General features: G+C 70.9%; 8 protein-coding genes. 3 read left to right on the forward strand and 5 right to left on the reverse strand.

The window, feature by feature from the left end; all coding sequences use genetic code 11:
- Nucleotides 1-36 precede the first annotated feature (36 nt).
- Nucleotides 37-837 carry a hypothetical protein gene (locus D7X55_RS08135; protein WP_147470051.1) on the forward strand — a complete coding sequence of 267 codons (801 nt, stop codon included), beginning with the start codon at nt 37-39 and terminating at the stop codon, nt 835-837.
- A 26-nt stretch (nt 838-863) separates the two neighbouring features.
- Here D7X55_RS08135 and D7X55_RS08140 read toward each other — a convergent pair whose 3' ends face one another.
- Nucleotides 864-1,511 carry a tetratricopeptide repeat protein gene (locus D7X55_RS08140; protein ID WP_121722717.1) on the reverse strand — a complete coding sequence of 216 codons (648 nt, stop codon included), beginning with the start codon at nt 1,509-1,511 and terminating at the stop codon, nt 864-866.
- Nucleotides 1,512-1,681: 170 nt separating this feature from the next.
- Between D7X55_RS08140 and D7X55_RS08145 the strand changes: the two genes are divergently transcribed.
- Nucleotides 1,682-2,374: a DUF1361 domain-containing protein gene (locus tag D7X55_RS08145; protein WP_120546642.1), complete on the forward strand. Its 693-nt coding sequence runs from the start codon at nt 1,682-1,684 to the stop codon at nt 2,372-2,374.
- Between the two features lies 1 nt (nt 2,375).
- On the opposite strand, the gene D7X55_RS08150 is transcribed toward D7X55_RS08145, so the two are convergent.
- The 4 genes from D7X55_RS08150 to D7X55_RS08165 form a co-directional block, all read right to left on the reverse strand.
- Entirely contained in the window at nt 2,376-2,894 is a 519-nt protein-coding gene (locus D7X55_RS08150) for a GFA family protein (protein ID WP_120546582.1), read from the reverse strand.
- Between the two features lie 48 nt (nt 2,895-2,942).
- Entirely contained in the window at nt 2,943-5,417 is a 2,475-nt protein-coding gene (locus D7X55_RS08155) for a PQQ-dependent sugar dehydrogenase (protein WP_121722718.1), read from the reverse strand.
- Nucleotides 5,418-5,513: 96 nt separating this feature from the next.
- Nucleotides 5,514-6,170: a hypothetical protein gene (locus D7X55_RS08160; RefSeq protein ID WP_233609694.1), complete on the reverse strand. Its 657-nt coding sequence runs from the start codon at nt 6,168-6,170 to the stop codon at nt 5,514-5,516.
- A gap of 11 nt (nt 6,171-6,181) precedes the next feature.
- Nucleotides 6,182-6,949 (reverse strand): endonuclease/exonuclease/phosphatase family protein, encoded by a 768-nt coding sequence (locus tag D7X55_RS08165; protein ID WP_233609697.1) that lies wholly within the window; start codon nt 6,947-6,949, stop codon nt 6,182-6,184.
- 369 nt (nt 6,950-7,318) lie between these two features.
- Between D7X55_RS08165 and D7X55_RS08170 the strand changes: the two genes are divergently transcribed.
- On the forward strand, nt 7,319-8,557 hold a 1,239-nt coding region (locus D7X55_RS08170), incomplete at its 3' end, for a hypothetical protein (RefSeq protein ID WP_121722720.1).

Raw genomic sequence — 8,557 nt, forward strand, 5'->3', positions numbered from 1 at the left:
GCCCCGGTTTCCAAAAGCCACACAAGGGGGCGGCGGATGAAACGGTTGAAAGGGATGCTGGGGATCCTCTCGCTGGTCGCGGGGCTAGGCTGCGCCAGCACCTACGACCCGTACTACTACGACTATGCCTATTACGACCCGTACTACGGGTCGTATGACGCGGCCTGGACCTATTCCTGGGTCGACCCTGTCTACGGCTATTGGTATTACAGCCTCCCGGTGCAGGCGAAGGGGCTCCCGGCCGACCCGAACGCGGCGGCCGCGCAGCTCGCGGCGAGCGCCGGCGACACCTTCACTCCCTCCGGTTGCGCCACCGCCACCGCGACGGGCGCGACGGTGAACTACACCTTCGACAACTGCTCGGCGCCGGTGTCGCTCCAGGACATCTCCGGCAACGTGCAGGTGGTGCTCGCGGACAACCAGGGGCAGCTGAACGCGTCCGCCACCTCCAACGGCCTCACCATCAACGGCGCGCCCTACAACCTGTCCCTCCAGATTACCGGCGCTCCGCCCACGGGCAACCAGCGCGTGGTGACCATCACCTCCAACAGCTACTCGCCCGACCGCCTCGACTCGCGCAACTCCCAGGCCACGGTCAAATGGGAGGCGGGCAGCGGGTGCATCACCGTGGATGGCCAGTCGACGTCCACGCGGGGCAACCTCAACGCGACGTCGACGGTGTCCGGCTACCAGCGCTGTGATCGGCAGTGTCCCACCGCGGGCACGGTGACCGTGCAGACCAGCGAGGGGACGTTCACGTCGACGTTCAACGGCAGCAACAACCTTCAGGTCAACGCGCCGAACGGCGACACCCAGTCGTATTCCATCGACTGCTGAGCGCCGGGCATGGCGCCAGGCCGGGCTCACTTCGTGCCTGGCGCCTGTGCCTGGTCCCGCTCGTGCGCATCGATCTGGGACACCAGGCCCTTCGCGGCCTTGCAGGCGGGGTCCGCATCGCCGAGCGCGCAGGCGCGGCCCAGCACCTCACGCGCCTTCTTCAGGTCGCGCGGCACGCTCTTGCCCTGGACGAGTTCGAGGCCGTGCATGGCGCAGCCCCAGGGATCTCCCCGCGCGCACGTCCGCTCGTAGGTGAGCGCGACACACTTCAGACGCCAGGCGGCGCCTTCTTTCTCGACCTGGAGGCCCGCGGCCCGGTTCGTACAGCCCGACATGTCGCCCAGCGCGCAGGAGCGGTAGAAGAGCGGCTCCGCCCAGTCGCGGGTCTGCTTGTCGTCCTGGAGGACGAGGGCGAGGCTGTAGCAGGCGGTGACGTCCGAGCCGAAGCACGCTTCCGCGCACCAGGAGAAGCGCTTGTCGCAGTAGGTGGTGAAGTCCTTCTTCTCCGCCGGACGATCCGGGACGACGTCCGCCGGGCATCCCTCCCGCTCCACGACGCTCACGCGCGAGCGCACGATGTCGAGCGCCTGCGCGCGATCCTCTTCCGGCGTCAACGGACGGCGGCAGGCCACGCCCCCCAGCAGCAGCAATGCGAACGGCACGACTCGGAACATGGGTCTCCCGTGTGAATCCGTGGCGAGGATAGCGCGGACTGGCCCGCGCCTTGCTCAAGGGGCCTGCCCGAGGGCTCCATCGACGGCGCTCCGGGTCCATGCCCTTCCCGGAAGCCGCGGCTTCCGTGGCCATTCCGCCACGGTGCGCGGCTGGCCCGCCACACGCCACCATGTCCCGACCGCCTCCTGCATCCGTCCCCAGCCGCCATGGCCTGCTGCCCGCCATCCTGTGCAGCTTCCTCGCGGTGGACCTGCTGGCCCTCCGGCTCGACTGGAGCGAGCGCGCCAGCTTCGCCTTCCTGGCGTGGAACCTGTTCCTGGCGTGGGCGCCCTACACGCTGGCCCTGCTCGCGCGGGCGCTGATGGTGCGGGGCCTGGACCGGCCGTGGCTCCTGGCGCCGCTGGCATTGGGGTGGCTGGCGCTGTTCCCCAACGCGCCCTACCTCCTCACCGACTTCATCCACCTGCGTCAGCGGCCCGTGGTCCCGCTCTGGTTCGACGCGGTCCTGCTGGCCCTCTTCGCCGCCACCGGGTGGATGCTGGGCCTGCTGTCGCTGGCGGTCTGGAAGCGGTGGCTGGAGGAGCGCTGGGGCGCCAGGGCCGCGTGGGCCTTCGTCGGCATCACCTCCGTCCTGTGTGGCTATGGCATCTACCTGGGCCGCGTGGAGCGCTGGAACAGCTGGGACGTGCTCGCGGAGCCGCAGCGCCTCTTCGCCGCCATGGCCTCGCACGTGCGCAATCCCTTCGCGCACCCCGCCCTCCCAGCCGTCACCCTCCTCTTCGCCCTGCTGCTGCCGCTGTCCTACGCCGGCTTCGAGGCGCTCCTGACCCGCCTGTGCCGGCGCCGCGCGCGCCTGGGGTGAATCAGCGCTTCAGCAGCATGGGGATCCACGCGAGGAAGAGCTTCGTCATGAACCGGACCGACAGGAAGCTCGGATGGTTCGGGACATCGTTGGGGAGCTCCACGCCCGCGGGTTTGTAGCGGGTGCAGGTGCGCAGCTCCAACGGTGGCACCTCGCCGGTGAACCGGTTGCCGTAGACCGAGTACCAGTGCGGCCCCGAGCCCATGTCCATGTACATCCCCGAGTTGCAGCACGTCGCGACGAGCCGCTTCGTCGGGGAAGCGTCCTTGAGCGTGAAGCCCGACAGGAGCGGCTCTCCCCGGGAGACGCGGAGGCGATCCTTCCGGTAGAGGATGAAGTCCGTGCCGCCCAGCGGGCCGCGAGGCGACGGCGCGTTCGGAAGGGCTTCGATCCGGCGGCCCCCCTCCTGGCAGTCGTCGCAGAAGCACTCGACGTGGATGATGGGCGGTCCCCGCCCTTCGAGTTCCACCTGTCCACACGCACAGGTGGCGGTCCGGATGACGTCGTTCTTCTCGGGCATCCGCCTCGTCTATTACGGCGGCGGCGCGACCACGAGCGCTTTCACCGGCTACCGGAACCACTGGAGCCCGGCGACGGCGTCACCGCCGTGCTCGTAGTACTCGACGACGACGGAGTGCTCACCGGAGCGCATCCAGCGTGCCTGCACGTAGCTGGTGGAGGATTGGTCCCTCCAGCCATTGATGACGCGGCTGCCATCCACGAAGACGCGGATGCCGTCGTCCGCCTGGGCCATGAAGAAGTACAGGCCCGTCGCGAAGGAGAAGCGCCCCGTCCAGCGCACGGAGAAGTCATCCGGCCCCACGCCCTCCACGGGGCTGCCTGCCCACCAGTAATTCATGAGCGGAGCCCCCTCGCAGCGCACCCGCACCGGGGAGCCCGCCAGCTCCCGGTTGGTGAAGTACTCCGCCCGGTACTGGCCCGGCGGGCACTCCGTGGGCGCGACAGGTTCGAAGAAGGCCGTGAGGCCCACGTCCTCCGTGCCCACCTGGAAGGTGTGCTCCGCGGGCCCGCCGTCGGACCAGCCGACGAAGCCGTAGGCGCCTTGAGGTGATGGCGCGATGACCGTGTGCGTGGAGCCCGCGATCACGGAGCGCACCCGAGGCGCCGGGCCGGCCGTGCCGTCGAACACCACCTCCATCCCGGGCGGTGACGTCTGCACCGTCACCTGCACCTTCCGGGGAAGCAGCGTCACCGTCCGGCTGCCCGTCAGTCCCGCCGAGTCCGTCGCGGTCAGCGTCAATTCGAAGCGCACGTCATCGCCGTGGTCAGGGATGGTGAGCGTGCCGCCAGGTCCCTGGCTTTCGCCGTACGGATGCGAATGGCACGCGCCCGGGGTGCAGTGCACCAGCGTGACGGTCCACGCCAGGCGGTTGTCCGGGATGGCTCCGTCCTCCGCGTCGCTCGCCGAGCCCGCGTACGTCACCACGTCCCCCACCTTGAAGCGAAAGGACTCCGGCGGCGCGAGCAGGGTCACCACGGGCGACAGGTTCCCCACGGAGATGCGCACGGAGGCCGTGTGGCTGCCGCCATGTCCGTCGCTGACGGTCAGCCGGGCCACGTAGAGGCCGGCCATCTCGTAGGTGTGCTCCGGGTTCGCCACGCCCGACATGGAGACGCCGTCCCCGAAGTCCCACAGGTACTGGAGCGCGTCGCCGTCCGCGTCGCGGGAGCCGGCGCTGGAGAAGAACACCTGCAAGGGAGGTACACCCTCGCGCGGCGTGGCCGAGGCCACCGCGACCGGCGGCGTGTTGTTGGCCGGGTAGCGGATGCGGCGCAGCTCTCCGGCGAGGATGTCCACGACGTGGAGCTGCGAGTCCGGCCCGCTGCTCAGGTCCACGACGCCGCCCGCCTCCGTGGCGAAGGCCGCCACGCTGCCCGGAACGAGCTGGTCGTGCTCATCCACCCGCAGGGCCCGGATCCACTGCTGGGCGTAGTCCGCGAAGAAATACGCGCCCCGCCACTGCTCCGGGAACGCCGGGTCCAAGATGAAGGCGCCGCCCGTGGACGTCTGTCCTTCGGCGTGCGTCCATGAGTACAGCGGCGGCCGCACCGCGCCCGGCCCCCGCGCGTACAGCGCCTGGCACACGGCCTTGGGCTCATAGCCGCGCTGGCGGCCCGGGCCCTCGTAGCAGGGCCAGCCGAAGTTCGAGCCCGGCGCCGCGACGTTGATCTCCTCGTGCTCGTTCCAGCCGACGTCCCCCACGTAGGGCGTGGCGGTGCCGGGCCGCAGGTTGAAGCGGTAGGGATTGCGCAAGCCCAGCGCCCACACCTTCGAGCGGTTGGCCTGGCCATCCCCATTCCAGAACGGGTTCGACGGCACGCCCGCGCCGGTGCGCGTCACGCGCAGCAGCTTGCCCGCCAGCGAGTCCAGGTCCTGAGCCCGCAACGCGTCGTCATCCACGCCGTCGAAGCGGGCCCCGTCTCCCAGCGACACGAAGAGCGTGCCGTCCGGCGCGAAGCGGACGTTGCCCACGGAGTGGGAGGCGCTGTCCGAGGGGATGCAGTCCGAGCCGGGAGGCAGGTCCTTGCAGGAGCTGGCCACCGCGGTGCCCACCAGCACGAGTTCGCTGGACGGCGACGCCGTGTCCCCCACCGCCGTGTACCGCGCCAGGCGCGACGTCTTGGGGCCGTCGTCGTCCGTGGCATCGGTGTCGTAGGTGTAGAGCAGGTAGACGTAGCCGTTCCGCGCGAAGTCCGGGTCCACCGCGAGCCCCAGCAGGCCCCGGTCGTGGTGGTTGTTCACCCGCGCGCTGACGTCGAGGAAGGGCGCGGACTGCAGCACGCCGTCCTTCACCAGCCGCACCACGCCCGACTTCTCCGCGACGAGGATGCGCCCATCCGGCAGGTGCGCGAACGTGGTGGGGTAATGCAGGCCGCCCACCACCAGCTCCGAGGAGAAGCCTCCCGGCAGGGCCCGCGCGACGGGCTCCGGGGCCCGGGCCGCCGCCGCCAGCAGCCCCCAGCTCAACCCGAGGCAAAGACAGACAGCGAACGGAACCGGCCAGCGGCGCGGCAAGGACATGAAGCCCCCAGAGGGTGCGAAGCGAGTGGCGCAAGCTGGTGCCTCCACCCGCTCCGGCTACCCGTCCCGGGGCTCCGGGCCGCTGTCACCTCCGCGTCATCGACGCGACGTGTGCCCCCACCGCAGCGTCAGTCCGGCGTAGCCGGCCGGCTGACGGCGGCCGTCCCTGACGTCGAACGGGAGCTCCAGGCCACCCTCCGCCCGAAGCTCCAGGGAGGGAGAGAGCCGGTACGCGACGCCCAGCGAACCGCCCGGCGCGAACATCAGGTGCGCGCCGTTGAACCTGCCCTGGAAGACGGTGAGCGGGCCCGCGAAGGTCCCCATCAGGGACGCGCCCCCGGTCAGCGTCCACCGAGGGTTGAGCCGGTAGTCCACCAGCGTCTGGGCGCCCAGCCGGAAGTTGAAGGGCTCCGTGGTGTTGTTGGTGATGGGCACGTACCCGACGCCCGCGCTGGGAGCGACCGACACGGTCCAGGGCGAGCGCTCCACCAGCCGGTGCCGCGTCCCCAGCTCCAGGCCCAGCAGGGTGAGGCGTCCGCCCCAGTCCCAGTTGTCGCCCGCGCCCTTGCGGAAGGTGAGCTCCGGGTTGGGCAGGTAGGCCCGCTCCCGGCCGCGCTCGAAGGCAATCGTGTTCACGGAGACGCCGACCTCGGTCGTCCCCTCGGGCGTCGTCGCCGCGCCCAGGTTCCGCGCTCCGCTCAGACAGCCGGGGCCCACCAGGAGCAGCGCGCCCACCGCCAGGGTCCTGCCCATCCACCGGGCCGTCACCGCGGCCACCCGAAGCGCACCCAGACCGGCTGGTGATCACTCCCGGAGGGGCGCCGGTCCACGCCGCGCTCCACGGGGGTGAGGCCCCGGACGAAGACGGAGTCCAGCGGCAGGCCGCCGATGACGGAGTCCACGGTGTCGCCCACGCCTTCGGACGCCCACTGGAAGCCCCACTTCGAGAACAGCTTCACCGTCTGCGTGAGGCTGCCCGGGTCGGAGGTGTTGAAGTCCCCGGCGATGACCTGCGACGGCGCCTCGCCCTCCACCGAGTGGATGACGGTCTCCGCCTGGTCCAACCGGGCGCCCAGCCCCACGATGGGGGTCGCGCCGTGCACGGAGACCACCTGGAAGGGCGTCCCCCGGATGTCCACCGTCGCGGCCACCCCGATGCGGTGCTGCTGGTGATACGGGTCGTCGTGCGGGAGGTTGATCTTCCTGTCCGCGGTGATGGGCCACCGGCTCAATACCGCATTGCCGAAGTCGTCCCCGTCCTTCGCCACGGAGGCCGGGTAGTAGACGTAGGACAGCCCCAGCTCCCGGGCGATGCGCTCCACGGAGGGCGCGTCCATCTCCTGCATCGCGATGACGTCCGCGTTCGCGAGCGGCGGGGTCGACAGGGAGGCGATGGCGTCCGTGACCTGCTCGGCGAAGGCCAGGTTGTACGTCACCACGGTCACCGAGGAGGGAGGCTCCACCGCGGTGGGGACGACCGGCCGGTAGTCTCCGCCATAGCGGGGGCCGGCCTCATCCGGGTAGCTGGGCATGAGCGGACAGCCGGTCAGGAGCCCGAGCAGCAGCAGCCCCCCAAGCGGCGCGACAAGCCGCCCCTTCTTCGGTTCGAACGACCTTCTCCGCCGGACGACCGGGCGTGCTTCGGGACACCGTGAGGGCTGGCTCATCCCGGACACGAACCGCAAGTGCGGGAAGAATTTTCCCTTCCGTTCCGGGGCCTGCATGTTCGGGAGGCCGCACAGTTCACCAGTGGCTCCCGTGCCCGCCTGCCCCTCCCGCGAGCAGGGTCCGAAGCGTCCGGGCCAACGCTCACGCGAGACCCGGGCCCCGTATTCGGGCCGGACCTCAATCTCTATCAATGCGCCTCGCCGTTCTACCCGCAGTACCCACGAGGCAGTTGAATGAACCAGGAACAGTTCTCCATGCAGGGGCAGCAGATGTTCGCCGAGGCCCTCAAGGCCCGCATCGTCGACGCCGTGCACGAGCGCGTCGTGTCCGGCCTGGAGGATCGGATCGGCACGGAGATCCGCGAGCGCGTGAGCGACGCGCTCCGCGGTGCGCTGCGTGAGCGCATGGTGAACATGCCGCAGGGCGAGGGGATGGGGATGGGCACGCCGTTCGACACGGAGCCGATCGCCGAGGCCATCCACCACCGCCTCACCGACGTCATCCACGAGCGCGTGGTGTCCGGCGTGCACGAGCGCGCCCGCGAGGTGCTGCGGGAGCGGATGGGCGAGGCGCTGCGCACCGCCCTGGCCGAGAACTGGATGAGCATGCAGCAGGGGCACGGGCACTTCGACCCGCAGCGCATCGCCGAGCGCGTGCGCATCAAGCTGGAGGACTCCCTGCGCGAGCGCCTGGTCACCGTCGCGCGTGAGCGCGTTCGCGACGTCCTGCGCGAGCGTCTGGGCGAGGCCATCCGCACCGCGATGATGGAGCGGAGGATGGGCGGCATGGAGGGCATGGGGATGATGGACCCGGAGCGCATCGCCGACGCCATGCGCACCCGCATCGCCGACGCCGTGTCCGAGCGGATCCACACCGTCATGCGCGAGCGCATCCGCGAGGCGATGAAGGAGCGGCTGCCGGACATGCTGCGCTCCGCGCTGTCCGAGCGCCGGATGCAGGGCATGGGGCAGATCGACCCGGAGCGCCTGGCGGACACCCTCCGCGAGCGCCTGGCGGACACCCTCCGCGAGCGCATCCAGACCGGCCTGCGTGAGCGCGTGCGGGACGCGCTGCGCGAGCGCCTGGGCGACGAACTGCGCGCCCGGATCAGCGAGCGCGCCCAGGGCGTCATGGGCTTCCAGCCGCAGGGCGTGGGGATGGGGATGGTGGACCCGGAGCGCATCGCCGAGGCGCTGCGCGGGCGCCTGGTGGACGCGCTCCACGAGCGGCTGTCCAGCAACCTGCGCGAGCACCTGCACGAGGCGCTGCGCGACCGGCTGGGCGACGCCATCCGCGAGTCGATGGGCGCCATGGGCCACACGATGCGCGGCGGGTACGGGGAGCAGCACGTGGGCGGCTTCCAGCCCCAGGCGCAGGGCCCCGGCCCGGTGGACACGGAGACCCTCGTGTCCGCCATCCGCGAGCGCGTGGGCGAGGACCTCCGTGAGCGCATGGCGAACATGGTCCGCGAC

The organism is Corallococcus sp. AB049A, assembly GCF_003668885.1.
In the GTDB taxonomy this organism is placed as follows: domain Bacteria; phylum Myxococcota; class Myxococcia; order Myxococcales; family Myxococcaceae; genus Corallococcus; species Corallococcus interemptor.

Coding starts and splice junctions, on each gene's coding strand:
- D7X55_RS08135 (WP_147470051.1), top strand. CDS start 37: ATGAAACGGTTGAAAGGGATGCTGGGGATCCTCTCGCTGGTCGCGGGG.
- D7X55_RS08140 (WP_121722717.1), bottom strand. CDS start 1,511: ATGTTCCGAGTCGTGCCGTTCGCATTGCTGCTGCTGGGGGGCGTGGCC.
- D7X55_RS08145 (WP_120546642.1), top strand. CDS start 1,682: ATGTCCCGACCGCCTCCTGCATCCGTCCCCAGCCGCCATGGCCTGCTG.
- D7X55_RS08150 (WP_120546582.1), bottom strand. CDS start 2,894: ATGCCCGAGAAGAACGACGTCATCCGGACCGCCACCTGTGCGTGTGGA.
- D7X55_RS08155 (WP_121722718.1), bottom strand. CDS start 5,417: ATGTCCTTGCCGCGCCGCTGGCCGGTTCCGTTCGCTGTCTGTCTTTGC.
- D7X55_RS08160 (WP_233609694.1), bottom strand. CDS start 6,170: ATGGGCAGGACCCTGGCGGTGGGCGCGCTGCTCCTGGTGGGCCCCGGC.
- D7X55_RS08165 (WP_233609697.1), bottom strand. CDS start 6,949: ATGCCCAGCTACCCGGATGAGGCCGGCCCCCGCTATGGCGGAGACTAC.